We start from the raw sequence: 25542 nt of genomic DNA, 5'->3' as shown, positions 1-25542 counted from the left end.
CTTCCCTGGTTTTCGGCATGGGGATGCCGTCACTCGTAGTGGTCTTCTAGGTACGCGATGATGTCGCGTTCGCGGAATCGCAAGAGTCGACCGACCTTCTGGGCCTTCAGGCCCCAGGTCCGGTATTTGTTTCTGACCGTGGTGTCGCTGACCTTGAGCCATTCGGCGACTTCTTCCGGCGTTAGCAGCCGGTTACTTCCGCCTTGCGTCAACCGGCAGTCCGCTGGTTCTGCTCGGCTGCGGTGAGGTCATAGACGGCTCGCCAAGCCAGGGCGGCCGAGTCGAGCGCCTTCTTCCGGTCCGCCTGAAGGGTTCGGATGGCGGCCGGCACGAGTGCGGGGTCCTCGACGCCGAGGAGCTTCGCGACTCGACCGAGCAACTCCGCCGGATCTTCCGCCGGAGACTGCTGGACGTGGCGCGAGTACACCCGGCATTCCTGACCGGAGACTCCGAGCACCCAGCCCCATCCGTTCTTGAGGGCCTTCTCGCTGTACTCCATCAGGCGGCGGCTCCGAAATGAGCCGCGCGGGACTGGGAGGTCAGGTGGTACATGCCGTAGTCGCACTCGTAGAAGCGGTTCTCGCGAAGCAGCCCGCGCCGCGTCCCCTTGCGATCTCCCGCGCGGTGGCGCTTGGCCTGAGCCTTGCCCAATGCCTTCGAGGCCAGCCGCTCATCCTCGTAGCCGCGTTTGGCACCGCATTCACACGTTCTGAACTCGACTGTGGTGATGGACATACGCTTCTCCTTGCTCACTTCATGAACTTGTCGCATGGGCAGGTGGGTATCTGGCAGGCGCCTCGGGCAGCGCTGGCGGCGGAGTGGGTGAAGGGTGCATGGGCACAATCGGGATGCTGGCAGTACCCCTTCCAGCCCTTCTTGCCGTCCACGTTGGCGAGCATCACGCCGGGGGCGTAGAGCTTGACCAGGCGGCCGGTGCCGCCGATGGAGAGCTTCGAGGCGAAGGCGCGGGCCTCGGATTCGTTTCCGAACGGGGCCCAGTTGAGGCCCCGGCTTCCGTCGTTCCAGGTGTGGACGAGGGCCACCCAGTCGCGCATCTGGAGGATCTCGCCGATCTCCTTGATGAGGGCCTTGGCCATCTGGTCGGCGCTGTCGAAGCCGGGGTCTTCGAGCAGCGCCTTGACCGCCTCGACCTCTTCCTTGCGGGGGGTGATCCTCACGCGCCACCAGCGGGGTCGAGGAGCTTCTCCAAGCGGGTCACGACGGTGCCGAGCATCTCGGAGTCCTGCTCGGGGTGAGCGTCGTACCGGAGCCCGTCCCATTCGCGGAAGTTGCCGCTGGGTACGTCTCCGTCCTCGTCGCGAAGCTCGTCGAGTTCGGCCTCCTGCTCGTCCCACAGCTTCCGGACTGCCGCGAGGATGCCGCGGATCTCCGACTTGAGAACGTGGGTCGTCTGCGGGCCCGCGAGGTCGGCGACGAGTTCAGCGGTCGCGGCGGTCGGGTTGATGACGCGGACGGGGAAGCGGAACCAGTCCGGGTCCAGAGCCCAGCCGAAGCCGACGACCTTCCAGCCGCCGTCTCGGGTCTTGGTTCCGCTGTCGCCGTCCGCGTCCTGGATCTCCGTGCCGGCAGGGAGTTCATCGAGCACGGCGGGGCTGCCGATAAGGGTGGTGGTTGCGTTCATGGGGTGCGCCCTCCTTCAGAATGCCACACTATCTCAATGATGCCGACTGAACAACTCTTACATTGACTTCGCGATCGAACGGATGCTGGCGCCGAGCTGGTCGATGGTGCCGACGTTGAGCACCGTGGCGTCGAACTCCCACCCTCCGAGGGCGTTCTCGCTGATGTGCTCGGCCTCGTCGATCAGGGCCTGGCTCGGCCTGACGATCTTGACCACCAGGCCGCCACGGGCCTTGATCTCCTCGGCCTCATTGCGGAACCGCACGTCAGTGATGACGGTCGGACTCGCCCAGCTCCCGTAGTCCTTGAAGAGCGTGTCGACCCAGATCCGCTCGTCGATTACCTGGCGTCCGGCCTCGGTGCCGAGTCGTTGGAGGTATCCACGGACCTCGGGGAACTCACTCTTCACGTAGTCCCAGCCGTGATTGTCGACCTCCCACGCGACGGTGGTCGTGCCGGCCTCACCCAGAGGGGCGATCAGCACTGGGTTGAGGCGGTACAGCACCTCTCGAACGGGGTTGGCGAACGCCCGGCGCTGCCAGCCCCAGTCCGCGAGGGAGGAGGCCGCGGTGTCCTTGCCGGAGCGGGCCGCGCCCGCGAGTCCGAGCAGCGGGATCTTCATGATTTGGGTTCCTTATCCTTCGAGGCTGTCAACGAGCCGGTACAGGCCGGGGGCGTGCACGGAGCCTTCGCACACGTCGCAGTCGCAGTCATGCAGACAGATCGAGCAGCCGAGTTCGTCGCAGTACGGGTCAGGCCCATGCCACTGGTGGGTTGGGTCGGGGTCCGGGCAGCCCCAGCTTTCGCAGCTCCGGTCCTTGGACCAGGTGGGGTAGCGGATGTGCTCACGGCGACCGAGAAGTCCGTGCACCAAGGGCCCGCCGGGACACGGGAAGGTCGACGCGCGGGCAGATTCGTGGTCGGTGAAGGCGGCCCGGCAGCGCAGACACTGAAGACGCTGCTCGGGCCGCTTCCGCAGATGGTGTTTCACGCGACAGCGGGGAGGCGGCCGAAATCGCCGTCTGCGTGCAGTGTCACCGAGTTGCTTCGGGTCGGGGTGGCGTCCGGCTCGTCGGAGATGTGCAGGCGCCACTTCTGGACGCGCTTGCCCCAGTCCTGGACCGTCACCAGCTCGGGGGTCGCGAGCAGCCGCCCGACGCGGGTCACGCTGTGCCCTCGGGTGTCGTTGCCGGTGGCCGTCACCCGCTCCCCGGCCGCGAGGGTGGCGATGTCGATCCGCCGGGACTCGGGAGCGGCCGGCCGGAGCGCGTCGGCCAGCTCGTCAAAGTTCGCCAAAAGGGCGAGCTGCTGGCGGTACCTTTCAATACCGTCCTCCAGCTCGGCGACCTTCTTCTCCACCTCCTTCATGGCCAAGGTGGCCTCCTGGCGCCGCGAGGGGAGGCGGTAGCGGGCGTACGCGGTGGCGTGCTCCCAGACCAGACGGGCGTCGGTGATGTGGACTTCGAGGACGGCGCGCAGTGCGGCGTGCGTCCGAGCACTCGCCGCATCGGAGATCTCCTCGGTCCTGTAGTTCGCCAGAGCGCGGCGGAACCGGAATCGGCTCGCGTCGTCGGGCTCGGCGACGCTGAGCATCCGCATGTCGTCGATGTCGACGCCGTTGACGGTGAAGTGGGCCGGGGTCTTCTCGTACTCACCTCCGGCGACCAACACCTCGAAGAAGGTGGGCAGCAGCTCGAACTCTCGGTGGTACTGCGGCCGAATGTGGACGAGGCCGGTGACGCGGCGGCCCGCGACCTCGTACGAGGCGGTCCAGTCCTTCTTGGCGGAGTCAACCTGGGCGTCGGGGACGCGGCTCACGTGCATGGTGCCGTACTCGGTCTCGATCCGGGTGGCTGGCGGATTCGTCGTCATCTTGCTCTCCTCGTTGCTGGCTGGCTTCATCAGGCCGCGGGCACCACCCCGCGACGACCTCCCCTCCCAGGAGGTTTCGCCACACTCTTACAATGGGGTCTGCGAATAGCACTGCTCGACGGGGATGCCCCACTCAGCCGCGTGGGCGATGCAGCCCTCGGCGCACTGGACGAAGAAGGCGAGGGCCTTCTCGGCGGCGTCGGCCTCGCTGACGGCGAACTCGAAGCGCGGGTCCTGCATGGCCAGCAGCTCGTCATTGAACATCAGGTATAGGCGCTCGCCGCGCCAGTAGATCCGGCCGCCCCCACTCGGGTTGTTGGCGTTCCGCTCATGGAACACGGCGTCCCCGGTGAGGCCGCGCTCGATGCGGACGCGCAGGCCGGCTCCGTCCGACAAGGTGACGGTGCTCATGCGACCAGCGCCTTCGCGGTGTAGAAACGGAGCGCATCGCGCGCCGCCGAGGCGGCCCACTCGAACCCGTAGTGGCCATAGCAGGAGTCGACCTCCTCCCACTTGGTTCTGGTCTCGGTCGCGTCGTCGGCGCGCACCCAGTCGACGGCCTCCTCAACGATGTACCCGTAGACCTCACCATCGGCCCATGCCTGGTACTCGGCGCGTTCGGCGTCGAGGTACGCCTCCGGCAGGATGCCGAGATCTTCGGCGTCCTCGCCCATCAGGTACCAGAGGGAGACGGCGCCCCGCTCGGGCCGGGACTCGATGACGATGGCGTTGTGGAAGATTCGGGCCCAGCGCGTGAATGTGTCGACGCCCTTCCACCGGTTCCAGCTCACGCGGTCCCAGGCGTCGGCGAGCGGGCCGCCGTCCGTGTCGACGGGTGCGCACCAACCGAGGTGGGTGTCGATGGTGATCACGTGCGCCAAGTGGTCGAAGTCCTCGCGCGGGTTGATCGCATCCTCGTCCTGGACCAGGCGGACCCGGAAGCGGCCGTCCTCGGTCGTGTCGATGATGTCGTGCATGGTGTCTCCTTGCAGGTGAGTTGGGGTCAGGCGGCCAGCGCGTGAGCTGGCCGTCCTGCGGTGGTGGAGTAGATCTCGGCGAGGTAGGCACGGAGCTGGGGCTCCCAGTCAAGGCCGAGCAGACTGCCGATCACGACGCCGCCCATCGGTGGGGCGACCACATCGCCGATCTGTTGGGTGCAGCTCGACCGAGAGCCGGTCCACGGGTATCCGGGGCGGAAGCCGACCAGGAGCGCCGCCTCGTCGAGGCTAAACCGGCGGTCCTGGTCATGCTCCCAGTACCAACCCCTGATCTTCGAGGTGATGCCGGTCGCTGGCTTGTCCGCGCTCCAGCAGTTCCCGCCGGCCGTCTTGCGGACGCCCCGCGTGTTGACCCGGATACCGGTCGGCCAGTCGAGGGCCCCGGCTGCGGTCGTGGTCGGCATCGGCGCCTTGGGGGTGAGGGCGTTGAGGTCGACGTAGGAGTGCCGGGCAGCCATGAGAAACACACGCTTCCTGCGGGAGGCGAGTCCGTAGTCCACGGCGTCCAGCACGCGGTACTCCGCACTGCACCAGTCCGCCGACCACAACTCCTCGCGGAGGCCATCGAGGACCAGCTCCGGCAGTGCGCTGGACTGCTCCATGGCCAGCCACCGGAGGTTGTCCCACTGCGCGGTCAGGCTGAGCGACCAGATCAGCACCTCGGCGATCAGGCCGATCCGCTCATCCGTCATCTGCGCAATCGGTGCCCGAACCTCGTTCAGCGTGAGAAGAGGGCCGGTGAACCCACCGAACCCGTCCCACTCCGGGTCGGCACAGATCAGGCACTCGCCTTCCCATTCGCAGGGGCCGGAGTCGTGCCAGTGCCCGAAGGTCGCCTCGAAGGCCGCGGTGAACACGTCCAAGAGGAGTTCCTGATTGCGCGGGTCCTGCCCGGCCCGCTTGCCCGCAGGGGTCCAGCACTGGCACGGCGCGGTGACGATCAGTCCGCGCACCCAGCGGAGGGCGGGGTGCTTGGGGTCGAGGAGCCGCACGTCCATGACAATGCGCTGGAATCCTGCCGCGCGGGCCGTGGCGGAGGCGTCCTTGTTGAGTTCGACGCCCACGGTGTCGAGCTGGTGGCCGAGAACGTCCCGGACTCCAACGTCGAGGCCACCGGGCCCGCAGAAGAGGTAGACCACACGGTCGGGGTCGCCCTCCTCGGGCGGGTAGAGCCACCGCGCCGGCCAAGGCGCGGCGAGTTGCTCCAGTTCCTCGGCGGAGAGCTGGTCGAGGTCCAGCTCGGAGGTCGGGATGAGCGCACCGGCCGTCTCCAGGGAGCGGAAGGACATCACTCGTCCCCGTCCCAGCCGATGTCGACGGTCTCCACGCTGGTCAGCCAGTCTCCGACGATCTCCCAGTGGTAGCCGGGGCGTATCAGGCCGTCGCGCATGTAGACGTTGCGTCCGCAGTCGGCGCACTCGTATGGCTTCAGGTCGATGTATCGGATAGGGCCGCTGCACTCCACACAGCGGACGACGTTCACGGGTGGTTCGGTCTGCACGGGGGCAGGGGTGTTGGGCATCGGTATCCTTGGGGGCGATGCTGGCTGGCATCATCAGGCGAAGCGCACCACCGCTTCGCGACCCGCCCTCACCAAGCGGGTTTCGCCGGGCGCCCGCCCCCGCCACTTCGGATGGCAGGGGCCGGGCGCTTGTGCATCAGACGGTGTTGACGACCTCGACGACTTCCTTCGACTGGATCTCGCAGAAGGAGGGTTCGCACTCGTACCACTCGCCCTCGTTGTCCTCCAGCCAGTCACGGAGGGCGTCGTCGTCGCAGACCTCGCCGTCCTCGTCGAGGAACTCCTCGGGCACGTCGATCTCGATCTCGACATCTCCGTGCGTGATCTCTTCGACCGTGAACTTGACGATCTTCTTCATGACAGTGGCTCCCAGGTGGATTCGGATTCGGCACGGGCCGCAGGTCAGGTCTTCGTCGAGCAGGACGGGCACGTCGCCGCACTCGACGCAGGGTTCGGAGGTCATCGGGTCATGAAGACGTAGATGCCGCCGAGCGCGTCCTCGGCGTGGAATCCACCGGTGAACAGGTCGAGCGATGCGCGCTCCCAGTCGATTTCGTTGAACGGCCACTGGGTCAAGCGGGCCTTTTCCTCCTCGTCGGAGGTGGCCTCGAACCACTCGCGGGCGAAGTCGGCTTCGCTGTCGTGGAATCCGCGGAATTCGTCACGGAACTGGTCCACCCACTGATCGGGCTCCATGTCGGAGCCGAACTCGGAGAACCACGCGCCGAACGCAGGGGCCTCGTCGTCACGGAGGCCGGCCAGGGCCTCGGCGATCTCGGCGGCGTGGCTCGGGGAGCACTCCCCGGTGATCGTGCCGTGGAAGTTGTCGTGGTCCATGACCCACAGCTCTTCGTGCTGGGTCTCGCGGCCGTGGAGGTCCGCGGGGGTCACGAGGTCTGCCGTGTCGGCCTCGTACCAATCCCCTTGCAGGTGACCGGCGTTATAGCAGGCCAGGCACCCGATCCACACGCGCGGGGTGTCGAGAGAGGTGAGGGTGTTCATGTGTCCTCGCTGTTGATGTCGGCTGGCTTCGTCAGGCGGGGCACACCACTGCCCCGCGACCTCCCTTCGGAGGTTTCGCCTTGATGAGTCGGTCAGCGTTCGGCGTCTTCGAGGACAGGCCACAGGTCCCGTGACCGGTAGGCGCCGATCGACTTGTGCAGGTCATCGAGCGCGCTCTGTAGGTCGCGGACGCACACCTCACACAGGAACTGGCGGTTGGACGGTGATCGGGTCCACGGCCCACGCCGGCCGGTCGTCGGACCGCACAGCTCGCAGAGCCCTCCGCCTTCGATGTGCTGGAAGACCACGGCCTTCGCCCCGTTGTGCGGACTGGTTGACTCGACGTAGGCGTGCTTCTCGCGGGCGGCGGCCCGGAACGCTTCTCGGTAGCCGTAGTCGTGGAAGGTGCCGCCGTGCCGCCAGGCACCACACGAACCGTCGTGGTCCTCGGGGTTCTCGTATCCGCAGTCGCAGATGTAGAGGTCGTAAGGCCAGGTCACCAGTCGACCCCCAGCGCCTTCATCAGCTCGTCGACGGTTGCGTGCTCGTGCCCGGACGGGTGACGCAACTCCTCTTCGGGCAGCAGCTCACCCGGCAGCGAGAACACGAGTTGCTCTGTGAGGTCGGCGAGGTTGCACAGCGTGTACCACTCGTCGGTAGCCGGGTCGTAGTCCTCCCGCCACTTCTCGACCTCGCGGGTGACCGCCAGCACCTCGCGGACCTTCTCCTTGATGCGGTCGCTCACGCCGAGACCGCCTGGCGCTGAGCGGCCTCGACGCGCGGTCCCCCGATATCGGCACGGCGTCCGGCCGCGCGTCCGTCGCGCTGTCCAGTCCCGGTCAGCTTCGGGAGCTTCGCAGCCTTGCCGAGCTTCGGATATGCCCGTGCCTGCGCGGCCTCGACGATGCTCTTGCGGTCGGCCAGCACCAGGGCGACCGAGCGCCCTGCGCCGCTCCGCTCCTCCTCGGCGTCCGTCTGCGCCTGCTTCTCCGCGCCCCGCAGTCGGCCACCGATCTCGGTGGTGAAGCCTCGCAGCCACGACCGCCGGTACGCGGCCACACTCTCGCCAGGCACCCACGGCCGGGCGTCGACAAGGCCGTTCGTGGCCTGGAGAGACAGCGACGCGAAGAGCATCTCAATGCGGTCGAGGTCGCTCGCATAGCCGAAGAGGTGGATCCGGTAGATCTTCTTGCCGTTCACCTTGCGCATGGGGTTGTAAACGACCTTGGCCCCGAGGCTCCGTGCGATCTCGTTCAAGAGGGCGCGACGCTCCAGTGCGTACGAGCCCTCGATCGTTACCGCGCGGTCGCCCACCTTGTCGGAGTCGGGCTCCTTCTCGGCGAGCATGGCGCGCTCGATCCCGAACTTGCTCATCAGCTTGAGAGCCTTGGCGTTGTACGCCTTCCGCTCCTCGGGGGTTGCTGCTGGGTCCTCGGCCTTCGCCAGCATCGCCCGAATCTGGGCGAGCTTGGGGTGAGGCTGCGGCTTGTCGTTCATGTGTACCTCGTGGATCTTGATGCGGCTGGCATCGTCAGGAAGCGGGCACCACCCCGCCCCGACCCCCTTGACAGGGGGTTTCGCCAATCACCTACAGGGGTTGCTTCGTGGGCCTACCGGCGAGCACGGTGGCGAAGTTGGCCATCACGACCATGGCCAGCGCCTCAAGGTCCGCTTCGTCGTCCGGCAGCGGAACGCCGAGGACGCGCATCGTGTTCAGGGAGCGGCCGATCAGGCGCTCCATGTCGTCCGTGTCAACGAGATCCGAGCACAAGTCGCAGGCTCGCCAGTGGCCATCGTTCGGGATCGGGGTCACCACTCCGTCGTCGGTCATCAGGGCGACGTGGGCCCTGTCCCTGGGCACGTAGAGCCACCGGGCTCCGGGCAGGCAGCAGAAGTCACACTCGCTCATTGCGGTCGACTCCCCCGACTCAGGCCACGAGGGCGTGGGCGTACTCGCGAATATCGACGGCGGTCGGCCACGAGTCTTCCTGGTCGTCCCAGACCTCGGTGCCCTGGTTGTGTGCGTCGCCGTACTCGTCACCCTCGGCGTGGCACTCCAGCCAGGACACACCAGCCTCTTCCCGGCCGGCCGCGAGGAGCAGACCCGCGATGGCGTCAACCTCCGTGCAGGTGAAAGAGGTGCTTACCATCGAGGCCAACATCCCGTCGTCGAAGGTGTCGGCGAAGTGGTCGACGGCCGTGCTGAGTTCCTGATGGATCATGGCGACCTGGCCGCTCAGTTCGAGCAACTCGGCGTAGAAGGCGCGCTCAGCGCGGCGCTTGGCGCGGAAGTTCAGGGCGCGAAGGATCTTCATGGGTCGTCCTTGGAATGAATGCTGGCTGGCATCGTCAGCAGTCGGGCACCACCCCGACCGGACGCCCCGAGTGGGGCGTTTCGCCTTTGCCTCAGTCGATGTACAGCTCGCCGTCGTCGCCGACGTAGGCGTGCAGCTCGGGAAGGGTGTCGGCCCTGGCCATCTCGCGCAGGGTCTCGCCGTGTTCAGCGGACACGTAGCGGTAGAAGCCGGAGTCCAGGTGTGCGGCCATCACGAGGTACTCGTGACCGAGGTTGTGTGCCTCGCGCTGGTAGTGGCCGAGCGTCTCCCAGTTCTCAGAGACGAAGGATCGGCACATGCCGTCGATCTCGTCGTACTTCTCGGAGGGGATGTCGCTCGCGTCGAAGTGGTCCTCGGCGTTGCCTTCGTCGCAGCCCTCGGCGTTCCAGACGAGGGTGGCCCAGAGCAGCGACTCGATCACCGAGTCACGGAAGGTGTCGATGAAGGACTCGACGTCGAGCGGCTTCCAGCACGAACCGCAGCCGTTCTGCGGGAAGGTCTCGTCCACCGGATCGCCGTACACGATCGCGCCGCAGTCGTGACACCTGACGCTGAACGGGGAGACGAAGTCCCACCACTCGGTGGCGTCCTTGTCGCACCTCTTGATCGTCAGCGATTTGGCGTACTTGGCGTACAGGGCATCGACGGCCGGGAACTCCGAGGCACCGGCAAGGGCGTGCACGGCTGCGAGGTAATGGCCGTGTTCGATCATGCTCGGAATCTCGCACGAGTTGTCCTGGCACTGCCCGTGTTCGTATCGGGCGACCTCTCCACACAGCTCACGAATGCTCGACGCTTCGAGCGTCTCCCCGCCGAACACTTCGTCGAGGGTGATGCGGAACGTACGGGACATGTGCTCCCCACAGTCGGAGGGATGCGGCTGGCATCGTCAGGCCGCGGGCACCACCCCGCGACGACGTTCCCCCTCGGCCGGCATGAGGCCGGAGGGGTCACGTTTCGCCACACTCTTACAATGGGCCCTTACGAAGCAGTCAGCGCTTCCAGCTCCCGCGTCACCTCGTACAGGGCCACGGCGTAGGCGTCCCGCTCGACCATCAGGCCAAGGGCGATCTTGATCCACGCGATCTCGACGTTCTCCAGCTCCGCCAGCTCGACCTTCGCGGCGTCCAGCTCCAGGGCCAGGCCGAACGCCCGCCCGGCGAGATTGTCGGCCTGCTCGATCAGGCTCGGGCCGGTACCGATGCAGTCGGACTTGACGAGGTTCACGGGCTTGATGGTGACGGCCATGTCGGTCCCCTTCCAGGACTCGCCGGACGGTCGTCCAGCATTGGATTCGCCGCCCTCGGGCGACAATGAGTCACAGCCACACTCTTACAATGGGGCTGCGATCAGTGCCTCCCAGCGGCTTCGCACCTACGCCCAAGGCGTCCGGGAGGCCCGACCCATGGGGCCGGATGTTCAGTCAGGTGATCATTTCGGGTAACGATGGCGGATTGCTCAAGCCATCGGGCTCACCGTTCCATCACCTCTCGAACCGGCCGGATTCCTCCGGCCCGTTCGGTTCGTTCCGGCCGGTTTCCCGGCCCGTTCGAATGAACGGTGAGCCCTGACCTCCGAAGTCCACACGGCTGCCCTGACATCGCTTCCCACGGGCATCCGAGGGTTGCTTCTCACCCAGCGCCTACCCCGGAGGACGGGGCGGTTCGCAGGCTTCACCAGGACCGTACGGGCGGGACTGCGGACAAGGAGAATCCGCGCCGCTGCCTGTTACGTTGGCTGTACCCCAGGGGTTCGGCGTCGTCTCCGACACGCTCCCATCATCGGCAGGATGCCCCGCCTCCGGATCACGCACCTTCAAGCCCACCTGCGCCCTGCGTACCCACCCACACCGCGATGCGGTTGCGACATCCGCCTTTGAGGCGGGGCCGGGTGAGCGACAAGCTCAGTTCGTGCGCCGTACCGGCCTGAGCCGGTCTGGCTTGGCTCCGACCCTAGCGGGCCTCGGCCGTTCTGCGCAACTCTTACAATCGCTGCGTTGCTACCCGCCATGAGAGCCGGTCGGCCAGGCAATCCCAGTGTCCTGACCGCTGCCCGGTGTTCCCGTTCGGCGTTGGTCCCAACCCTAGCGGGTCGATCCCATTGTGAGCAACTCTTGCAATCGCTTCGAGTCCCTGCCCCCGCTCCGTTGCCCCGCCTTGCGGCTGGCGCCCCGTTGCGGCGACAGGCAGAACACTACGGCACCAGCCACACTCTTGCAAACCAGATCGCATAAGCGCAGCTCGAAGGCCGTACGGCAGGGCATGAGTGCCGGTCTTGGGGGCCGATTGCGGCCGTTCCGCAGCGTCCGGGCGCGATCCGGGCGGACACTGCCTTGGGGGGTGCGGGGGGGGTGCGTCTGCGCGGAGCGCGCGATCCTAGAGCACGCCCGGCGGGGTGGGGGTATGACCCCCGGTACGCGACGGCCGACACCGCCACGTCTTAGCAGCTCAGAAGTTGCCACGGTTTCAAGGTCGTTTGAGATCCCAACACCGAAACGCGCTGCTACCACTCTTGGACCGTTTCGACCATTTCGGCAACGGAGTTGGACTATCTTCATGCTGCGCAGTGCCCTCGCACCGCTGCACAGTTCTCCCCTCCCTCACCTTCGGCGTTGCCGCCAGGGCAGCACCACCTCTGCGGAAGGGAGCACACGCATGGCTCGTGGGCGCCGTCGTAAGAAGAAGGAGAGGTTAGCCCGGCTGTGGCCTATCGCCGCCTCCTACCTCGCGTCGCTGGCCGGTCGCCTCACGGCAGACTGGCTGCGCAGCGTGGCAGGCTGGTTGCGCTGACCACAGCCGGAACGGAAACCCTCTAAACGGACCGCATGGGTCCGCCCTGGGGCCGTCTCGGACAGGAGACGGCCCCAACGGGGCGGCGACCACATTGCATCTGTATTTCCAGTTATGCAATGTGCCGTCTTAGCTAAGATAGCGATTCGGCGTAACTAATACTCTCAAGTTCCGGTGTTTGATTGGGTCGTCACGAGGGTCAGGCCGCCAGGGCCTCGCCAAGGTAGCGGTAGCCAGAGCGCTCGGAGCAACCGAGCCGTTCCGCCAGCGTCGGCCCGGTGACCTTCTTCCCCTCGGCCTGCATGGCGGCGACGGCTTCCTTGACCACTGTCAGCGGGATGGCCTTCCGCGGACTGCCCTGCTGGCGCGAATTCGGCTCCGCCCGCTCAGCCGCTGCCAGCTCCCCGGCAAGCTCGTCCGCCATGGCGTCGGCACTGGCCACCAGTTCGTCGATGTCGTCGGCCAGCTCATCGTACGAGTTCTTCACTGCGCGAGCCTTCGACACCAGCGCCCGCCCCTCGCGGCTGAAGGCATCTGCCAGTTCGCCCGCCAGCGCGGCGACCAGCTCTTCCAGTTGGCGGATCTGCGCGGAGGCGGTCATCTCGCCAGCCGGGGTCGCCGCCATGTGCAGCATGTGTGCCACGACGAGCGGCGGCACGGCGGAGACAAGCGCCACCAAGACGGCCGAAGTGTGCATGTAGCTCTGCTCGATGAGGTGCGCCACGACCTGTGCTGACAGTGCCAGGCCGAGGGCGGCGCCAGCTCCGATGGTGGCAGTAACGCGACCTGGCAGTGCCATCCGGCGGCGGACTTCGGCGATGACGGCGGCTGCGGCGGCGTAGGCGGAGATGCACACGGGCATGAGCCATGCGACCCAGCCGTGCCAACCCGCGGCTTGTGCCATCTGGATCTCTCCGGGCACTGACATGGCGAGTGCCGCCACCAGGACGAGCGGCCTGCCAGCCACGAAGACGGTCTTGGCGTACCAGGGCATCTGCATGGACGTAGACATGGGTGTTCCCTTGGGTTCGAGCGCTGGCAGGGTCAGGCGGCGGCGAAGGCCGGACGGCCGTGGCGGCGGTGGGTGGCAGTCGCGCTGGCACGTCGCTGGCGGATGGCGGCGATCAGTCCGGCCGCCTCGTCGCTGGTGGGTGCGGGCTGGTCCTCGGCTGCCGGAGCCGGGGTTCCGAGGACGTGGGCGGTGGCCCGTTCCATCTCTGCGCGGCACAACTTGCACAGGTCTTGCGTGACCCCGGCGGGGAATACGACATCGCAGGACTGGCAGCGATGGCGGACGTCCGGGGCGGGCGGTGCCTTTGGCGCGGGCCTGGCCGGCATCTGGTTCTTCAGCCGATACGAGACCAGGGCGGCTGCGGAGTCGACGCGCTCCGGCAGGCGGGTGGTCAGGGCCGCCACGATCTTCGTGGCGTTGTGGCCTTCGGCGAGCCAGGCGGCGGCGAGCGGGGCCAGGCGGAGAACTTCGCTGGTGCTGAGTGCCAGGCGACGGTCCGCGTCGCCAAGCTGCGCGAGGGTCGCAGCGGCGCGGGCGGTCACGGGGGGGTCGTTGTCGTCGGAGGCATCTCCCTCCTCCTTGGCTCGCGGCGGCGCCGCCTCTTCGCCGTGGGGTCGGGGCTCGGGGAGGAGGTCCTTTTCCCGGTTCTTTTCCTCCTTGGGAAGATCGCCGACGCTCCGGCTCTTCGGTGCACCGACCGCCGGGATGCGGTCCATCGGCAGGTCAGAGATGTGGGTCTGCGTTCCCCAGAGTCCGGTGTCGGGGTCTTGGCCGCGCTCACGGCGCAGGTAGCCAGCCTTCTCAAGCGCGGTGAACGCCTTGGCCACGGCGCGACGGCCTTCCTCGACCTGATCGGTCACGGTGTCGACGGTGGCGCGGGTGCCGTCCGGGAGCGACAGGAGGGTCACGAGCAGTCCTCGGGCGGACAAGGACAGGGCGTTGTGGCGGGCGGCGGCGTTGGGGACGACGACGAAGGCCCGGTCATGCCGATTGCGATGCACTCGCATCGAGAGATACCCCTCTCGGTCGACAACCCCGGCCAGTGTTTGCGCACCGTCGAGCCGGGGTCGTTTGCTTGCTGTGCCGTGCACCATACGCAAGAGTGTGGCCACATTGCAAGAGTTGATCCAGCAACCCCCTCGGACCTTGGGCTGCAAGAGTGTGGCGTGGCTCACGCCTGACTGCGTTCCGGTATCGCCGTCAGGCTCCGTATATATGTGTAGAAGGTTGAGCCTCAACGGCTTGAGACCTTCGACAGTGGGCCCCCTCCGGGGGCCCATTTCTGATGCTTCTTCGCCGGTGCCTAAAGCCTCTTATCTGTACGCCTGGAGGCTTTATGTCCTGGTCGAGTTCCGACCGCAGGCAGCGCCTACCGGCGAATTGGCCTCAACTACGTCTCCGGATTCTGCGCCGCGACGGCCATCAGTGCACAGCCAGAGATCAGTACGGCGTGCGATGTGCCGAGCCTGCTACTGACGTGGACCACATCCGACCTGGTGAAGACCATCGAGAGGCCAACCTGAGATCACTCTGCGAGTGGCATCACCGGGTTAAATCATCCAGTGAAGGCGGAGCTGCGCGAGCTGCCGCTCGACGCCAATATGCACAGAAATTCCCCAGGACGGAGCCGCACCCTGGGCTTCGATGATTCAGCCGCCATTGCTAATCCAACAGTTCTCTGCACAGCTCGGTGAACTCGTGCAGGCGATCAGCGCCCAGATTGCTTGCGTCAGCCGAACGCCTGACAGCCTGTTCGCGGGGGACAGGACGTCCGCCCCCTTTCCCGAGCAACCATCCGATGGCGATGCGCCATCCTTGAACCTGGCTGTTCACCTCGTCGGCTGCAATCGCCGCTTCCTCTGGCCCCTCCAGCATTACGAGGGTGAAGGCTTCCTCGACTTCTGAGGCCACAACAGCAAGCTGTTGATAGTGAGACTCGTTAAGATCGCCCTCGCGTGCGGCCTCGTGCGCGGCTTCCCCCGCCCGGAACGCGCGAGACGCGCAAGCAATGAACTTCCCGTAGGCATCCCGACGAACCTGACGCCGCCATTGCTCATGTTGTGAGCGTCTCTGGTCTCGTCCGGTCAGGCGCGCGGCGCCAAGTGTGCCAGCGATCCCGATGAAGCCACCTGATAGGGCCCCAACGAGGCCAGCTATGCCTTGATCCACAGAGGCTATTTAAGCGTAGGAGGTGTCGCTTGCCTGGTCCTGTACCCGCCCGCGAGGCCGACCTCGCTCGCCCCCGTGAGCGCAAGGGCAGCGATGTGCAGTCGGTAACGCGAGGTGTCGCCCGGCCCACGAAGGTGCCGAATGCGGACCGCAACTGGCACCCGATCGCGAAACGCCTGTGGGACGCCCTGAAGGAGTCCGGCCAAGCCGACTTCTACCAGGCGAGCGACTGGGCCCTCGCCTACTCCCTGTGCGAAGACCTCTCCTTCTACAAGAAGTCGGGGAAGCGGTCGGGTCAGATGCTCCAGACCATCTACGGCGCCTTCGAGCGACTCCTCGTTGCCGAGGGCGACCGGCGCCGTGTGCGCATTGAACTGCATGAGCCTGAGCCCGAGGAGCAGTCCGCGGCTGTCCTCGCTATCGCCGACTACAAGAAGGATCTGGGCCTCAGATGATTCGGCGCCTGTCGGGAGGCGTTCCCCCCAGGGACACACGGAACTGCCGAGTTTCAAGGCAGCGGTGCGCCGGAGGGTTCGCCAGGTAGTCGTTCATGCGCTGCCAGTCTTGCCGGTTGCGCGGTAGGCGCTCGTACCAGGCGACTCCGCGCGAGTTGCATCCGATGCATAGCAACCCTCGGACGCACCTGCCACATGTCCAGTCTTTAGAGGCACAGCAGTTGTGGTCATGGTCGATGTGCCAGTACGAACGGCCGTCGTGTCCCTGGGATCCCTGACTGCACAAGGCGCAGACGTACCCCTGGACTTCCAGGATGGCGTTCACGTCGTTGACCGTCAGGTTGTACCGCCGTGCCTGGCGGGCCATGGGGGTACAGCCCAGGCAATGCCCCCTCACCCGTCCGCGCACACCGTACTTGTAGACGGCGCTGCACTGCTCACAGTTCATCAACGTGTCGTCATTGAGTGGGATCGCGTAAAGCATGTTCGGAGAGTAGCTGGAGGCACTGACACCGGCTCGTTCTCGATCAGGCAGGCTTCGCTCAGCCTCGCGGAAACCTCGTGGGGGTGCCTTGGCTGCGCAGCTCACTGTCGAGGAGATCGAGGCCCTGGAGCCAACGTTCCTCGGTCCGACATGGCTGAAGAACCCGGACGATTCATGGAAGCTACCCAAGCACACGCTCGGCTGGCAGATCGCCGGTTGGTGCGCCGAGTACCTGGAAGCGGAACACGGCGGGCCGTGGCGCTTCACCAGTGAGCAACTCCGCTTCGTGTTGTGGTGGTACGCGATCGACGACAATGGCCGCTTCGTATACCGCAAGGGGGTCCTACAGAGGCTCAAGGGCTGGGGTAAGGACCCGCTCTTGGCCGTGATCTCGCTCGTCGAATTCGTCGGCCCGAGCCGTTTCTCGCACTGGGGTCCAGACGGACAGCCGGTCGGCGCCCCGCATCCCCAGGCATGGGTGCAGATCGCGGCCGTCAGCCGCGACCAGACCCGCAACACCATGACCTTGATGCCGAGCCTGATGAGCGACAAGCTCATTGAGACGTACGGCATCAAAGCCGGGGCCGAGCTGATTCGCGCCAACGGCGGCCGGCAGCGCCTCGAAGCGGTCACCAGCTCGTTCCGCGCTCTTGAGGGCGGCCGAGTCACCTTCACCGTGCTGAACGAGACACACCACTGGGTCACCGGCAACAACGGCGACCGCATGTACGAGACGATCGACGGCAACGCGACGAAGAAGGACTCGCGGTATCTGGCGATCACGAATGCGTACCTGCCCGGCGAAGACTCCGTGGCCGAGCGAATGCGCGAAGCCTTCGAGAAGATCCTCGACGGCCGCGCGGCGGATGTCGGCTTCATGTACGACTCGATCGAGGCTCACCCGGCAACACCGCTGACGCCTGAGGCGATCAGGATCGTTCTGCCGAAGATCCGCGGTGACGCGGTCTGGTTGCGGGTCGAGACCATCCTTCAGTCGATCCTCGACACCACGATTGCGCCGAGCCGGTCCCGGCGCATGTGGCTGAACCAGATCGTCGCGAGCGAGGACGCCCTGTATGGGCCGGCCGAGTGGGACGTCCTTCGGGACGACAGCAAAATGCTCCAACCCGGCGACGAGATCGTGATGGGCTTCGATGGCGGTCTCAAGGATGACGCAACTGCCCTGGTGGCACTGCGCGTCAGCGACATGTACGCCTGTGTTCTGGGCCTGTGGGAGAAGCCGGATGGCCCGCGTGGTGACGACTGGGCCGTCCCGCGCGCCCAGGTCGACAGTGCCGTGCACGATGCGCTCCGCACCTTCGAGGTGCGAGGCTTCTACGCCGATGTAGCTCTCTGGGAGAGCTACATATCCGAGTGGTCGGACACGTACGGCGAGGGCCTGGCCGTGAAAGCGCCCGGTAAGGACGCGATCGGCTGGGACATGCGGTCGAGCCTGAAAGCTTCAACCATGGCGCACGAGCGGCTGATGCGGTCGGTCTTCGACCGCAAGCTCGTCCACGACGGCGACCGCAAGCTCCGCCGGCACGCACTCAACGCACGGCGCCGCACCAACAACTACGGAATTAGTTTCGGCAAGGAGGGTCGGGAGTCCCCGCGCAAGGTCGACGCATACGCCGCGTTGATGCTCGCGCACGAGGCCCTCGTCGACCTCCGGGCACACGGCAAGAAGGTTCGGAAGAGAACCGGTCGCGGCTATTTCCTGTGAGCCAATTGTAAGAGTGTGGCAAAGGTGGTGGTTGCTTGACCACCCCCCTGACTCCCGCCTCGCTCGCGCGTCAACTCCTCGCCATCCTGAACCGGGACGGCGACCGCCTGAAACGGATCGACGACTACCTCCACGGCCACCATGACGACCCGTACATGCCGCCCCAGGCCGACGACGAGTACCGGCTCCTCGCGCGCCGTTCGGTGTCGAACTGGATGCCGTTGCTGGTCGGTACGCCCGCGCAGGCTTTGTACGTCGATGGTTTCCGGTCCGGCGAAGCAGGCGCGGGCCTCCCGGCGCCAGCCGAGACGACCACGGTCGAATGGGCGCACTGGCAGCGCTCCCGACTCGACGCGCGGCAGGCCGCGGTGTACCGGGGCGCGCTGACGTACGGACACTCGTTCACCGTCACCGAGAAGTCCCGCACGGGCACGGTGCGCACGAAGGGTCTTTCCTCCCTACGCACGGCCGCCTTGTACGAGGACGCGGCCAACGATGACACCCCGTACGCGGCCCTAACGGTCACGGCCTGGCCCTCGGGCGAGTCGCATGGCAAAGCCCGGATGTGGGACGCGCGGTACGAGTACGCGGTCACCTTCAAGTCGCTCGACGACGAGAAGGGCATGACGGTGACGGCCGGGCGCCAGCACGGCGCCTCGGAATGCCCGGTGACCCGATTCGCCGCGAGCGTCGACCTGGAAGGCCGGACCCTCGGCGTCATCGAGCCGATGATCGCGTTGCAGGACCGGATCAATCAGACGATCTTCGATCTGCTGGTGGCTCAGACGTACGCCTCGGTGAAGGTGCGGACCGTGACCGGCATGGCTCCGCCAGTCCAGCGCGACCCGGAGACAGGCGAGGCCGTCCTCGACGGCGAGGGCAATCCGATCCCGCTGGCGATCAATCACAACGCCAAGAGGTTCTTGTTCGCCGAGGACCCGGACGTGAAGTTCGGTTCGCTGGACGAAACGCCGCTCGGCGGGTTCATCCAGTCGGTCGATATGTCCATAAGGCACCTCGCAGCGGTCAGTCAGACCCCGCCCCACCATCTCCTCGGCCAGATCGCCAACTTGAGCGCCGAGGCCCTCCTAGCTGCGGAGACTGCGTTGAGTCGCAAGATCGCGGAGTTCCGCACGGCATTCGGGGAGTGCTGGGAAAGGGTGTTCCGTTTGGCCGCCGAGCTGTCCGGCAACGCCACCTCCGCCGAGGACTACCGGGGCGAGGTCATCTGGCGCGACATGGAACAGCGCAGTCTCGCGCAGGCCGCTGACGCGCTCGGCAAGTTGCGCGAGCAGCTCGGCATCCCGGCGAAGGGGCTGTGGCGCAGGGTGCCCGGCGTTACGCAGAACGAGTTCGAGGACTGGGAGCAGCTCGCCGAGGACGACGACTCAGTGGGCCAGCTCGCGAGCGCCCTACAACGGGCAACGCCCGACGTTCAACACAGGACGGAACTGGGGGTCGCAGCGTGACCAGCCCAGCACGACAGAGGGAGATCGACCAGGCGTCGACCGCCTTCCACGTCGCGCTGTCACAGATCGGCGCCGCGACCGTGACCGATGCGCTGTCCTTGTGGCACGAGGTCCCGGCCGTACAACGGGCAACTACGGCATCTGGCTGGCTGCGCCGGGCCATCTCCCTCGTGATGGGACGCAGGCGGCAGTCCCGCGATCTGGCCCGCGCGTACTACCGACTTGCGCGGGCTCTGCAAACGGGCAGCACAGTGGCAGACCCGTACCACCCGGAGCCGGAGTACGTCTCCCTCGCCGACCTCCGCCGCGAGTTCGCCGAGCTGGCGGGCACATACGAGGCCCCGCCCTCCGCCAGCAGTACGAGCCAGACGGCGACCGACGAGTCCAGAGACGCTGCGCCCGACTCGCGGGACAGCTCCAGCCCCGTCGCCGACAGCGTCCAGGTGACGCACGCCGACGAGGGCCAGGACCAGGATGAAGATTGGGATCGCATCCTCGTCGAGGAACTCGAAGGGCTCCGCGAGGACGAGGAGCGAATCGAGCGGGAGGCCGAGGAAGAACTCCGTACGGTCCTCGACGCCCTCGGTTCGCAGAACCTGAATCGCCGCCTGGACGAGATCGGCGACGAGCAGCCGGCCAGGGACACCGACAAGGCCCGTGAGGAAGCGCACCGCCAGGCGGGCGCTCAGCAAGCAGCCGCGGCTTCCCGCGTTGCGATGAACGGGGGCCGGTCAACGACCTGGAACCATATGCGGCGCGACCGCCGAGCACTGGGGTACGTACGGCTGTCCCGTACGGGCACTCCGTGCGGCTGGTGCGCCATGTTGATCAGTCGAGGCCCGGTCTACAAATCGCGCGAGTCCGCGACGTTCGTCGACGGCGACCGCTACCACGACAACTGTCATTGCTACGCGGCCCCGGTCTTCTCCATGCAGCAGTACCAAGGCTCGGAGTTGACCGCCCTCTCCCGCGAGTACGAGGCCCTGTGGCCCCAGGTCACCAAGGGCCTGAGCGGCAAGTCTGCCGTGAGCGCCTGGCGGCGCTTCATCCGCCAGAAGCAACGAGCCGCAGCCCAGGAGGCGCGGCAATCCACGATCACAGCCCGGGAGGCGTGACCCCTGTCCGAGCAGACCCCTGCCCCGAACGATGACCAGAAGACCGGCGAAAGCGAGCAGCCGCAGGGCGAGCCGGAGTCGGCGGAGACACCGGCCGGCACCCCGGAAGACGCCCTCCCTGAGTGGGCCCGCAAGGAGCTGACCAAGGTGCGTGGCGAAGCCGCCTCATACCGCACTCGGCTACGCGATGCCGAGTCGAAGCTCTCCGAAGCGAAGAGTCCTGAGGAGTTCGAGGCCGCGCTCACCGAGGTCAAGGCAAAGAACGCCGAACTGGAGCACTCCCTCGTCGTCGCCTCGGTGGCCCGGAAGTTCGAACTTCCCGACGAATTGGCCGGCCGACTGCGTGGCTCAACGCCTCAGGAGCTGGAGACCGACGCGAAGGCCCTGCAAGCCCTCCTCGCCCCGACTGCTCCAGAGTCCCTCGGCGGTGGCCTCACCCCGTCCGACGAGGACGACGGAGAAATGGACCCGCGCGTCCTCGCGCGTCGCTCCCGGCGCTTTTAGGCGCAGTGACCAAACATTCCCCCGCCCCCCGCGCCGACTGGCCGGGGGTTTTCTTATGCCCCCGGAGATGTACCTAATTGGCAACCGCACAGCACCAGGTCGTTAAGCCCCAAAAGCTCGTGAACACGGCAGTCGGCATGCTCGAACAGGAACTGATCGTACCGAACCTCTTCCAAAAGCAGGGGGTCGACCAGTTCAAGGGTGCCGACAACGACACCATCAGCATGAAGGTCGAGGGAATCCTCCCCTTCCACGACTACGCGTGGCGCAACGACCGCAGCACGCCGATCCAGTTCGATGAGTACAGCGAACGCAAAATCGCCGTCACCTTCGGTGGCAACTCATACAGCGCAGTGAAGCTCACCGACGAGCAGAACGACTTCGACATCGATCAGTGGAGCAAGCTGCTCCGCCCGCAGGTCAAGGCCGTATCACGCGGCCTCCAGCGCAGAGCCGTGAAGACTCTGACCAGTCAGCAGTACGCCGTCACTATCGGCAACGCGGGGCAGAACCTTCGCAGTGCGCTGATCGAGGCGCGGCGCGTTCTCAATGCGTTCCACGCGCCGAAGGAGGGCCGCTACCTCCTCGTCGGCTCCGACTTCGAGTCGGCGCTGCTCAACGATGAGAAGCTCAACCTGGCGCAGAATGTCGGTGACTCGGAGGCTGAATCTGCCCTTCGAACCGCGACGCTGGGTGAACGGTTCGGTTTCCGCATCGTCGTCGACCAGACAATTCCGAGCGATGCGGCTTACGCCTTCGCCAGCTCCGGCTTCATCTTCCTTTCCGGCGCCCCATCCGTACCGCAGTCCGTTCCCTACGGCGCGACGACATCCTTTGAGGGAATCGCCCTGCGCTGGATTCGCGACTACGACTCCCTGTACTTGCAGGATCGTTCCGTCGTGAATACGTACAACGGCTTCCGGTCTGTGACAGACATTCTCGTCGGCTGGGACGAGGCTAACGAGAAGGAAGTCATCAGCTCGCAGGAGCACTTCGTGCGGGGCATCAAGCTTCAGCTCGACGGCGCATCGGACTACCCGGCTGCGGCCTCGGAGCTGGCGAAGATCACCGGCATCTCGGACGCGAAGGTGTGGACCCCGACCGGCCGCGCCGCCGAGACCGACCCGGCCAACGCGTAATAAGCGCTGGGCCGCGCGAACTGGCCTACATCGGCGCGCGGCCCGCCGGCCTTTTGGAAGGGAGGTCGAGCGATGGCATACGCCACCCTCGACGAACTGAAGGGCCGGTTGGACTGGCAGCTCGACGACGATGAACTCCGCATCGCGGGCGGGGCGCTCGAAGACGCGTCCGACTTGGCCGCCACCTACGGACGTAACTGGCCCGAAGAGTCGGCACCCCGCCTGGTACGGACGCTGGTCCTCAAGGCCGCAGCCCGCTACATGCGCAACCCCAACGGATACACCCAGTCCCGCGCCGGGGACGAGACGCTGGGCTGGTCGGACATCGGCCGGGACGCGGGGACCGTGTACTTCACCCGCGAGGAGATCCGGCTCCTTGAAGGAATCGCCGGGCAGAAACCCGGCCTCGTGAGCGTCGTCGTCAGCTCGTGGGGCACCAAGCCGCAGCCGAGGGATGCCGGACGCGTGCCCGTCGATTACGGGGGTGACGCGTTCCCGATGTTCTCCGACGAGGTGAGCCCCTGGTGAGCGTCCAACGAAGGCGCGGTCAGAAGGCCCGCGTCTGGAAGACGGCCGAGATAGTCGACAACCGGGGCAACGCGGTGATCGTCGCGGACCCGGCCGGGCCGATCGAGGTCACCGCGGCCTTCATTCCCCAGCGCAGCGCGCGGGCCGAGGTGCCCGGTCAGCAACAGATCAATGTGACGCGGATGATCGTGGACTCCCACCTCGAAGGCGTTTCTCTCTGGTCCCTGGTCGAATACGCGGGCCGTCAGTGGGACGTAGTTTCTCCGCCCGCCTATCACCATGGCGACCGCCGGACCCGACATTGGTCGATCGACATCCGGGAGCGCCCCTGATGGTTTTCATATACGCCAAGACTCCTCGCGTTCTGTCCCGGCACCAGGACGTGCAAGACGAGCTGGAACGCATTGCGTTCGAGATCGCTGTCAGGGCCGAGGAGATTCTCATTCAGCACCGCGCCGATGGTGACTCGTCGATCGAGGTCGAAGAGGGCGACGTGGATAAATACGTCGTTCTGAGCGACGAACGCGGCCAGAAGGCAGCCCTCAGTATCGAGTACGGCCGCGCGGCTTCCAGGGTGACCCGCAAGGACAGCTTCGGCAATGAATTTGAGGTCGAAGTCCCGGGGATGGACGGCCTGTATGTACTGGCGACGGCCTCCGGTCTTCCGAAGAAGCGCAAGGGCAGGGTGAAGCTCGACTAGTGGCCGGCGTTCCCGATCACATCAAAGCGCTCGCCGAACTCAGCCCAGTCGAAGACCTGTTGCTCTCCATCCTGCGCAGCAGGTTGCCGGGTATCCGCGTAAAGTCTCTCGTCGACCAGCATGAGATGTTCCCGCTGGTCCTTATCCGCCGTGACCCCTCGTTCGGCGCTTGGAGCGGAGATACCCGTTTCACCGACGCGGCCCGGGTCGTCATCAACTGCTTCGCGCAGGACCCAGACGGAGACGAGGACGCGGCGATCCTCTCCGAGGCCGTGCGAGTCGTCCTGCGGGACGCCTGGCTGAACAACGTGGTTGTACCCGGGCGAGGCCACATCACCCGCGTGGATATGAACAGTTCGCCGCGACGCGCCTCGGACTGGGCCACTGCGACGGGGCCGGTGCAATACGCGAATCTCCCCACGGGCGTGTGGAGGTACGAGTCGATTTACGACATCCAGATCAGGAAGCCGCGCACGCGTCCCTATCCCCTCTCTCAGTAACCATTCCGCACAGGACCCCGGTCAGCTTTCCAGCGGCCGGGGTCTTTGGCGTGCGCGAGTAAGGACTCCCTCTTTGCCCATAAACGACGCCGCGACACTTGTCGTCGGCTCCGGTAACTACCTCACCGCCCCGACCGGCACCCCGATGCCGGATGACCTTCTGGTCCCGGTGTCGCCGTGGCAGAACGTCGGCCACACCAGCCTTGAAGACGTCTTCGGAATCACCTCCGAGGGTGGCGAGGCAACCACGATCGGCACGCTTCAGAACAAGTCTCTACGCACGAAATACAGCGCGAGAACCGAAACAATGACGTTTACGCTGCAACAGCTCGACGCTGCGGCACTGCGTCTCTACTTCGGCGCAAACGCGCCGATCCTGCCGGACGGCAGCGTGGGTGTCCCAGCCAATCCGCAGCCTACACAGGCCGCGTTCATGGCGGTTTTCATCGATGGCGAGAACCACTTCGCGTTCTACGTGCCGAAGGCCGAGATCTACCGCAACGACGACATGGCGATCGGCGACACGGAATCCCTTGCAGGCTTGCCCCTTGGCGTCAAGCCGATGACGTTCGGATCCAACTCGTGGACGTACGCGGTCACTCCGCTGGGCGGCACAGTCGCGACCGGTGCGACCGCAGGCATTCCCGGGTCCTTCACTCCGGCCGGCGCAGTTGCCCCGGCGAACCTTGCCGAACTGGCGTCGGTAATCGCCACCCCTTCGACCGCATGGGCGACCGGACAATACGTCGTCCTCGGCGACTCCTCGAAGGCGTCCTGGTCTGGCTCCGCTTGGGTGACCGACCCCGCGGCCTGACCTCCCGGGTCCGCTTCCCGTTCTCTTCACTCCCCCGGAGGTTCCGCGACCATGGCTTCTTACTCTCTCGACGAAATCCGCGCCGCAGCCGAGGCCCGGTACGGCAGCACGGACATCGTGCTCGGCGCCAGCACGGTGCGGCTGCTCAACCCGCTGCGACTGCCGAAGCAGAAGCGCGACGACCTCACTGACCTACAGGACAAGCTCAGTGCCGAGGATGCCGATCAGGAAGCGCTCATGTCCGAGGCGATCCGGCTCGTCGCCGACTCCGGCGAGGCCGCTGACAAGCTGCTCAGCGCGGTCGGCGGTGACCTCGCCGTTCTGGCGGAGATCTTCGACCGGTACGGCAAGGGAACCCAGGTGGGGGAAGCCTCGGCCTCTGCCGCCTGATCGACCAGTACGGGGAGGGCCTCTACCCCGATCTGCTGCATCACTTCGGCGTCGATCTGACCAAGGTGATCGCCGGACAGGGACCCTCTCCCGCGCTGGTCCTCGCGCTTGTGCGGAGGCTGCCCGACACATCTCTGACCGTTGCCCTGGCGTCGGGCGGCAGGGAGTTCTTCGGCTGGGGGCAGGACCGCCACCTCGCGGCTGACCTCTACGACGCCGTCAACGCCAACACCCGGGCCACGGGCCAGTGGGGCAGGAGCAAGGCCCCGAAGATCCCCCCTTACCCGCGCCCCAAGAAGGCCACGGCGAACAGGGTCGGCGAACGCCGCCCCATGTCGGTGGCCGAGATCTACAAGCGGTTCACGGGGAGGTAGCCC

37 protein-coding genes and 6 other RNA genes are annotated in these 25542 nt (G+C 66.3%); 14 read left to right on the top strand and 29 right to left on the bottom strand.

The window, feature by feature from the left end:
• Positions 1-29 precede the first annotated feature (29 nt).
• The 28 genes from ACFU9P_RS07895 to ACFU9P_RS07760 all read right to left on the bottom strand — a co-directional run bounded on the left by ACFU9P_RS07895 (position 30) and on the right by ACFU9P_RS07760 (position 14266).
• Positions 30-212, bottom strand: coding sequence for a helix-turn-helix domain-containing protein (locus ACFU9P_RS07895; protein ID WP_384078239.1), 183 nt, complete (start codon positions 210-212; stop codon positions 30-32).
• Positions 209-499 (bottom strand): hypothetical protein, encoded by a 291-nt coding sequence (locus tag ACFU9P_RS07890; protein ID WP_384078238.1) that lies wholly within the window; start codon positions 497-499, stop codon positions 209-211. The genes ACFU9P_RS07895 and ACFU9P_RS07890 overlap by 4 nt, the downstream gene beginning before the upstream one ends.
• A complete protein-coding gene (locus ACFU9P_RS07885) occupies positions 499-735 on the bottom strand; it encodes a hypothetical protein (protein WP_384078237.1) in 237 nt (78 codons plus the stop codon). The genes ACFU9P_RS07890 and ACFU9P_RS07885 overlap by 1 nt, the downstream gene beginning before the upstream one ends.
• Before the next feature lie 14 nt (positions 736-749).
• Positions 750-1178 carry a hypothetical protein gene (locus tag ACFU9P_RS07880; RefSeq protein WP_384078236.1) on the bottom strand — a complete coding sequence of 143 codons (429 nt, stop codon included), beginning with the start codon at positions 1176-1178 and terminating at the stop codon, positions 750-752.
• Positions 1175-1642, bottom strand: coding sequence for a hypothetical protein (locus ACFU9P_RS07875; RefSeq protein ID WP_384078235.1), 468 nt, complete (start codon positions 1640-1642; stop codon positions 1175-1177). The genes ACFU9P_RS07880 and ACFU9P_RS07875 overlap by 4 nt, the downstream gene beginning before the upstream one ends.
• Positions 1643-1699: 57 nt before the next feature.
• Positions 1700-2263 (bottom strand): hypothetical protein, encoded by a 564-nt coding sequence (locus ACFU9P_RS07870; RefSeq protein ID WP_384078234.1) that lies wholly within the window; start codon positions 2261-2263, stop codon positions 1700-1702.
• 365 nt (positions 2264-2628) lie between these two features.
• The gene (locus ACFU9P_RS07865; RefSeq protein ID WP_384078233.1) at positions 2629-3513 is read right to left on the bottom strand and encodes a hypothetical protein; all 885 of its coding nucleotides are present in this window, start codon (positions 3511-3513) and stop codon (positions 2629-2631) included.
• Between the two features lie 14 nt (positions 3514-3527).
• An RNA gene (locus ACFU9P_RS07860) (hammerhead ribozyme type II) lies at positions 3528-3595 on the bottom strand.
• A 5-nt stretch (positions 3596-3600) separates the two neighbouring features.
• The gene (locus tag ACFU9P_RS07855) at positions 3601-3924 is read right to left on the bottom strand and encodes a hypothetical protein (protein WP_384078232.1); all 324 of its coding nucleotides are present in this window, start codon (positions 3922-3924) and stop codon (positions 3601-3603) included.
• On the bottom strand, positions 3921-4490 hold the full coding sequence (locus ACFU9P_RS07850; protein ID WP_384078231.1) for a hypothetical protein: 570 nt from the start codon (positions 4488-4490) through the stop codon (positions 3921-3923). The genes ACFU9P_RS07855 and ACFU9P_RS07850 overlap by 4 nt, the downstream gene beginning before the upstream one ends.
• Positions 4491-4516: 26 nt before the next feature.
• Entirely contained in the window at positions 4517-5800 is a 1284-nt protein-coding gene (locus ACFU9P_RS07845) for a DNA cytosine methyltransferase (protein WP_384078230.1), read from the bottom strand.
• Positions 5800-6033, bottom strand: coding sequence for a hypothetical protein (locus tag ACFU9P_RS07840; RefSeq protein WP_384078229.1), 234 nt, complete (start codon positions 6031-6033; stop codon positions 5800-5802). Before ACFU9P_RS07840 ends, ACFU9P_RS07845 begins: the two co-directional genes overlap by 1 nt.
• An 18-nt stretch (positions 6034-6051) precedes the next feature.
• Positions 6052-6121: hammerhead ribozyme type II (locus ACFU9P_RS07835), an RNA gene on the bottom strand.
• 48 nt (positions 6122-6169) lie between these two features.
• Positions 6170-6391, bottom strand: coding sequence for a hypothetical protein (locus ACFU9P_RS07830; RefSeq protein WP_384078228.1), 222 nt, complete (start codon positions 6389-6391; stop codon positions 6170-6172).
• A gap of 101 nt (positions 6392-6492) precedes the next feature.
• A complete protein-coding gene (locus ACFU9P_RS07825) occupies positions 6493-7035 on the bottom strand; it encodes an antirestriction protein ArdA (RefSeq protein ID WP_384078227.1) in 543 nt (180 codons plus the stop codon).
• 16 nt (positions 7036-7051) lie between these two features.
• Positions 7052-7116, bottom strand: an RNA gene (locus tag ACFU9P_RS07820) — hammerhead ribozyme type II.
• Positions 7117-7127: 11 nt separating this feature from the next.
• The gene (locus ACFU9P_RS07815; RefSeq protein ID WP_384078226.1) at positions 7128-7535 is read right to left on the bottom strand and encodes a hypothetical protein; all 408 of its coding nucleotides are present in this window, start codon (positions 7533-7535) and stop codon (positions 7128-7130) included.
• Positions 7532-7780, bottom strand: a complete 249-nt coding sequence (locus ACFU9P_RS07810) for a hypothetical protein (protein ID WP_384078225.1) — start codon at positions 7778-7780, stop codon at positions 7532-7534. The genes ACFU9P_RS07815 and ACFU9P_RS07810 overlap by 4 nt, the downstream gene beginning before the upstream one ends.
• On the bottom strand, positions 7777-8532 hold the full coding sequence (locus ACFU9P_RS07805) for a DUF2786 domain-containing protein (RefSeq protein ID WP_384078224.1): 756 nt from the start codon (positions 8530-8532) through the stop codon (positions 7777-7779). The genes ACFU9P_RS07810 and ACFU9P_RS07805 overlap by 4 nt, the downstream gene beginning before the upstream one ends.
• Before the next feature lie 19 nt (positions 8533-8551).
• Positions 8552-8618: hammerhead ribozyme type II (locus tag ACFU9P_RS07800), an RNA gene on the bottom strand.
• Positions 8619-8623: 5 nt separating this feature from the next.
• Complete coding sequence (locus ACFU9P_RS07795; RefSeq protein WP_384078223.1) at positions 8624-8944, bottom strand: hypothetical protein; 321 nt, start codon at positions 8942-8944, stop codon at positions 8624-8626.
• Positions 8945-8963: 19 nt separating this feature from the next.
• Positions 8964-9350: a hypothetical protein gene (locus ACFU9P_RS07790; RefSeq protein WP_384078222.1), complete on the bottom strand. Its 387-nt coding sequence runs from the start codon at positions 9348-9350 to the stop codon at positions 8964-8966.
• 19 nt (positions 9351-9369) lie between these two features.
• Positions 9370-9436: hammerhead ribozyme type II (locus ACFU9P_RS07785), an RNA gene on the bottom strand.
• Between the two features lie 5 nt (positions 9437-9441).
• Positions 9442-10224 (bottom strand): hypothetical protein, encoded by a 783-nt coding sequence (locus ACFU9P_RS07780; protein WP_384078221.1) that lies wholly within the window; start codon positions 10222-10224, stop codon positions 9442-9444.
• 21 nt (positions 10225-10245) lie between these two features.
• Positions 10246-10334: hammerhead ribozyme type II (locus tag ACFU9P_RS07775), an RNA gene on the bottom strand.
• Positions 10335-10352: 18 nt separating this feature from the next.
• Positions 10353-10619 (bottom strand): hypothetical protein, encoded by a 267-nt coding sequence (locus ACFU9P_RS07770; protein WP_384078220.1) that lies wholly within the window; start codon positions 10617-10619, stop codon positions 10353-10355.
• A gap of 1740 nt (positions 10620-12359) precedes the next feature.
• On the bottom strand, positions 12360-13172 hold the full coding sequence (locus ACFU9P_RS07765) for a hypothetical protein (RefSeq protein WP_384078219.1): 813 nt from the start codon (positions 13170-13172) through the stop codon (positions 12360-12362).
• Between the two features lie 32 nt (positions 13173-13204).
• The gene (locus tag ACFU9P_RS07760; RefSeq protein ID WP_384078218.1) at positions 13205-14266 is read right to left on the bottom strand and encodes a hypothetical protein; all 1062 of its coding nucleotides are present in this window, start codon (positions 14264-14266) and stop codon (positions 13205-13207) included.
• A 550-nt stretch (positions 14267-14816) separates the two neighbouring features.
• On the opposite strand from ACFU9P_RS07760, the gene ACFU9P_RS07755 reads away from it, so the two are divergent.
• Together ACFU9P_RS07755 and ACFU9P_RS07750 are read left to right on the top strand one after the other, a co-directional pair.
• Positions 14817-15077, top strand: a complete 261-nt coding sequence (locus ACFU9P_RS07755) for a hypothetical protein (protein WP_384078217.1) — start codon at positions 14817-14819, stop codon at positions 15075-15077.
• Positions 15078-15370: 293 nt separating this feature from the next.
• Positions 15371-15796: a hypothetical protein gene (locus ACFU9P_RS07750; protein WP_384078216.1), complete on the top strand. Its 426-nt coding sequence runs from the start codon at positions 15371-15373 to the stop codon at positions 15794-15796.
• Here the strand turns inward: ACFU9P_RS07750 and ACFU9P_RS07745 are convergent.
• The gene (locus ACFU9P_RS07745) at positions 15789-16163 is read right to left on the bottom strand and encodes an endonuclease domain-containing protein (RefSeq protein WP_384078381.1); all 375 of its coding nucleotides are present in this window, start codon (positions 16161-16163) and stop codon (positions 15789-15791) included. The two genes, ACFU9P_RS07750 and ACFU9P_RS07745, sit on opposite strands and share 8 nt — an antisense overlap.
• Before the next feature lie 205 nt (positions 16164-16368).
• On the opposite strand from ACFU9P_RS07745, the gene ACFU9P_RS07740 reads away from it, so the two are divergent.
• The 12 genes from ACFU9P_RS07740 (at position 16369) to ACFU9P_RS07685 (ending at position 25539) form a co-directional block, all read left to right on the top strand.
• The gene (locus ACFU9P_RS07740; RefSeq protein WP_384078215.1) at positions 16369-18006 is read left to right on the top strand and encodes a terminase; all 1638 of its coding nucleotides are present in this window, start codon (positions 16369-16371) and stop codon (positions 18004-18006) included.
• A 35-nt stretch (positions 18007-18041) separates the two neighbouring features.
• Positions 18042-19475 (top strand): phage portal protein, encoded by a 1434-nt coding sequence (locus ACFU9P_RS07735; protein ID WP_384078214.1) that lies wholly within the window; start codon positions 18042-18044, stop codon positions 19473-19475.
• Entirely contained in the window at positions 19472-20590 is a 1119-nt protein-coding gene (locus tag ACFU9P_RS07730; RefSeq protein WP_384078213.1) for a hypothetical protein, read from the top strand. The genes ACFU9P_RS07735 and ACFU9P_RS07730 overlap by 4 nt, the downstream gene beginning before the upstream one ends.
• Positions 20591-20737: 147 nt before the next feature.
• On the top strand, positions 20738-21094 hold the full coding sequence (locus tag ACFU9P_RS07725) for a hypothetical protein (protein WP_384078212.1): 357 nt from the start codon (positions 20738-20740) through the stop codon (positions 21092-21094).
• 137 nt (positions 21095-21231) lie between these two features.
• Positions 21232-22233: a hypothetical protein gene (locus tag ACFU9P_RS07720; protein WP_384078211.1), complete on the top strand. Its 1002-nt coding sequence runs from the start codon at positions 21232-21234 to the stop codon at positions 22231-22233.
• Positions 22234-22305: 72 nt separating this feature from the next.
• A complete protein-coding gene (locus tag ACFU9P_RS07715; RefSeq protein ID WP_384078210.1) occupies positions 22306-22761 on the top strand; it encodes a hypothetical protein in 456 nt (151 codons plus the stop codon).
• Positions 22758-23093 (top strand): phage head-tail adapter protein, encoded by a 336-nt coding sequence (locus tag ACFU9P_RS07710; protein ID WP_384078209.1) that lies wholly within the window; start codon positions 22758-22760, stop codon positions 23091-23093. Before ACFU9P_RS07715 ends, ACFU9P_RS07710 begins: the two co-directional genes overlap by 4 nt.
• Entirely contained in the window at positions 23093-23461 is a 369-nt protein-coding gene (locus tag ACFU9P_RS07705) for a DUF5403 family protein (protein WP_384078208.1), read from the top strand. The genes ACFU9P_RS07710 and ACFU9P_RS07705 overlap by 1 nt, the downstream gene beginning before the upstream one ends.
• Positions 23461-23961, top strand: a complete 501-nt coding sequence (locus tag ACFU9P_RS07700) for a hypothetical protein (RefSeq protein ID WP_384078207.1) — start codon at positions 23461-23463, stop codon at positions 23959-23961. Before ACFU9P_RS07705 ends, ACFU9P_RS07700 begins: the two co-directional genes overlap by 1 nt.
• Before the next feature lie 73 nt (positions 23962-24034).
• Positions 24035-24775 (top strand): hypothetical protein, encoded by a 741-nt coding sequence (locus tag ACFU9P_RS07695; protein ID WP_384078206.1) that lies wholly within the window; start codon positions 24035-24037, stop codon positions 24773-24775.
• A 51-nt stretch (positions 24776-24826) separates the two neighbouring features.
• Positions 24827-25165, top strand: a complete 339-nt coding sequence (locus ACFU9P_RS07690) for a phage tail assembly protein (RefSeq protein ID WP_384078205.1) — start codon at positions 24827-24829, stop codon at positions 25163-25165.
• A gap of 65 nt (positions 25166-25230) precedes the next feature.
• On the top strand, positions 25231-25539 hold the full coding sequence (locus tag ACFU9P_RS07685) for a hypothetical protein (RefSeq protein WP_384078204.1): 309 nt from the start codon (positions 25231-25233) through the stop codon (positions 25537-25539).
• Positions 25540-25542: the final 3 nt, after the last annotated feature.

Source organism: Streptomyces sp. NPDC057617 (assembly GCF_042800555.1).
Classification (GTDB): domain Bacteria; phylum Actinomycetota; class Actinomycetes; order Streptomycetales; family Streptomycetaceae; genus Streptomyces.
Note: the sequence above shows the minus strand (reverse complement) of the source record. Positions and strands in the feature narration are given on the sequence as shown.

Coding starts and splice junctions, on each gene's coding strand:
- ACFU9P_RS07875 (WP_384078235.1), bottom strand. CDS start 1,642: ATGAACGCAACCACCACCCTTATCGGCAGCCCCGCCGTGCTCGATGAA.
- ACFU9P_RS07890 (WP_384078238.1), bottom strand. CDS start 499: ATGGAGTACAGCGAGAAGGCCCTCAAGAACGGATGGGGCTGGGTGCTC.
- ACFU9P_RS07865 (WP_384078233.1), bottom strand. CDS start 3,513: ATGACGACGAATCCGCCAGCCACCCGGATCGAGACCGAGTACGGCACC.
- ACFU9P_RS07690 (WP_384078205.1), top strand. CDS start 24,827: ATGGCTTCTTACTCTCTCGACGAAATCCGCGCCGCAGCCGAGGCCCGG.
- ACFU9P_RS07745 (WP_384078381.1), bottom strand. CDS start 16,163: ATGGCCCGCCAGGCACGGCGGTACAACCTGACGGTCAACGACGTGAAC.
- ACFU9P_RS07770 (WP_384078220.1), bottom strand. CDS start 10,619: ATGGCCGTCACCATCAAGCCCGTGAACCTCGTCAAGTCCGACTGCATC.
- ACFU9P_RS07780 (WP_384078221.1), bottom strand. CDS start 10,224: ATGTCCCGTACGTTCCGCATCACCCTCGACGAAGTGTTCGGCGGGGAG.
- ACFU9P_RS07825 (WP_384078227.1), bottom strand. CDS start 7,035: ATGAACACCCTCACCTCTCTCGACACCCCGCGCGTGTGGATCGGGTGC.
- ACFU9P_RS07705 (WP_384078208.1), top strand. CDS start 23,093: ATGGTTTTCATATACGCCAAGACTCCTCGCGTTCTGTCCCGGCACCAG.
- ACFU9P_RS07715 (WP_384078210.1), top strand. CDS start 22,306: ATGGCATACGCCACCCTCGACGAACTGAAGGGCCGGTTGGACTGGCAG.
- ACFU9P_RS07840 (WP_384078229.1), bottom strand. CDS start 6,033: ATGCCCAACACCCCTGCCCCCGTGCAGACCGAACCACCCGTGAACGTC.
- ACFU9P_RS07755 (WP_384078217.1), top strand. CDS start 14,817: ATGATTCAGCCGCCATTGCTAATCCAACAGTTCTCTGCACAGCTCGGT.
- ACFU9P_RS07795 (WP_384078223.1), bottom strand. CDS start 8,944: ATGAGCGAGTGTGACTTCTGCTGCCTGCCCGGAGCCCGGTGGCTCTAC.
- ACFU9P_RS07805 (WP_384078224.1), bottom strand. CDS start 8,532: ATGAACGACAAGCCGCAGCCTCACCCCAAGCTCGCCCAGATTCGGGCG.
- ACFU9P_RS07830 (WP_384078228.1), bottom strand. CDS start 6,391: ATGAAGAAGATCGTCAAGTTCACGGTCGAAGAGATCACGCACGGAGAT.
- ACFU9P_RS07850 (WP_384078231.1), bottom strand. CDS start 4,490: ATGCACGACATCATCGACACGACCGAGGACGGCCGCTTCCGGGTCCGC.
- ACFU9P_RS07885 (WP_384078237.1), bottom strand. CDS start 735: ATGTCCATCACCACAGTCGAGTTCAGAACGTGTGAATGCGGTGCCAAA.
- ACFU9P_RS07765 (WP_384078219.1), bottom strand. CDS start 13,172: ATGTCTACGTCCATGCAGATGCCCTGGTACGCCAAGACCGTCTTCGTG.
- ACFU9P_RS07790 (WP_384078222.1), bottom strand. CDS start 9,350: ATGAAGATCCTTCGCGCCCTGAACTTCCGCGCCAAGCGCCGCGCTGAG.
- ACFU9P_RS07845 (WP_384078230.1), bottom strand. CDS start 5,800: ATGTCCTTCCGCTCCCTGGAGACGGCCGGTGCGCTCATCCCGACCTCC.
- ACFU9P_RS07760 (WP_384078218.1), bottom strand. CDS start 14,266: ATGGTGCACGGCACAGCAAGCAAACGACCCCGGCTCGACGGTGCGCAA.
- ACFU9P_RS07870 (WP_384078234.1), bottom strand. CDS start 2,263: ATGAAGATCCCGCTGCTCGGACTCGCGGGCGCGGCCCGCTCCGGCAAG.
- ACFU9P_RS07855 (WP_384078232.1), bottom strand. CDS start 3,924: ATGAGCACCGTCACCTTGTCGGACGGAGCCGGCCTGCGCGTCCGCATC.
- ACFU9P_RS07720 (WP_384078211.1), top strand. CDS start 21,232: ATGCTCGAACAGGAACTGATCGTACCGAACCTCTTCCAAAAGCAGGGG.